General features: G+C 73.5%; 1 pseudogene. It reads left to right on the forward strand.

Annotation, left to right across the window (positions count from 1 at the left end):
• A pseudogene (locus AC5RV2_RS18340) lies at positions 1-944 on the forward strand (glycosyltransferase family 2 protein); the annotation flags it as partial.
• Between the last annotated feature and the right edge of the window lie 89 nt (positions 945-1,033).

The following is a 1,033-nucleotide window of genomic DNA, read 5'->3' on the forward strand; positions in this document are numbered from 1 at the left end:
AGATGGCGGTGGCGCCCGGGGCCGGCCGCACGCTGCCGGCCACCTCTGCGGACAGCGGGACCGGGCCGGAACAGGCCCGTGCGCTCGTGTTGACGGCGGGATCCGGCGGCGCGGTGACCGCTGCCGTGATGCACGGCAGCGGCACCACCCTGGACCAACTCTCGGCCATTTACTCGGCGCGGGCCCTGGCCGGTCCGCTCACCGAAGCCCAGGTGCGCTCCGACGACGACGCCGACGCAGAATTGCGGAACACGGTGGCGGTCATCGTGGCGGGCACCGGCGTGGATCCGCGGCCGTCCCTGGTGCGGCTCGGCGTGGACTTCGTGGTGCTGCAGGAATCCGATACGGCGGCCGAACTGCTCGCCGGCCGGATCGACGCCGTGCCCGGGCTGACGTCCGTGGGACGCACCGACTCCGGCTGGCTCTGGCGGGTCGTCGGAGCGACCGGAAAGGACGGCACCGCGGCCGGCCAACTGACCGCCCGGGTGCGCCTGGTCGATGCCAACGGCGACCTGCTGCAAACCGTGCCGTCCGGCTGGACCGCGGCGGCCGGCGAGATTCCCGCCGGCGAGCCCGGACGCCGGCTGATCCTGGCCGAGCGGACGGACCCGGGCTGGACCGCCACCCTGAACGGCCGGCCGCTGGAATCCTCGCAGGACGGCTGGGCCCAGGCGTTTGAAGTGCCGGCAGCAGCGGGTACGGTAAAGATCGGCTATTCGAGCCCGTGGTCGCCGTGGATTGCCATCCTTCAGGTGCTCGCCATCGGACTGACCGTCCTGCTCGCCATACCGATCCCGGCCCGGCGGCGGTTCGTGCCGCGCCGCATCGACCACATCAAGACCACCGGGGCGGATGCCCGCCCCGCCGAACTGCGCAGGGCGGCATTCGAAGACCCGGCCGACGGCGGCGCAGTTGCCCTGGCCGGAAAAGGACAGCAACGATGACGGAGACGGGTGGCCGCGGCGAGGAGCGGCGGGCGACAGAGGCGGCGACCGGGCCAGCGGCCGCTGCCGCATCCGCACCTGACGGCGGG

Source organism: Arthrobacter sp. Y3225116 (genome assembly GCF_059091245.1).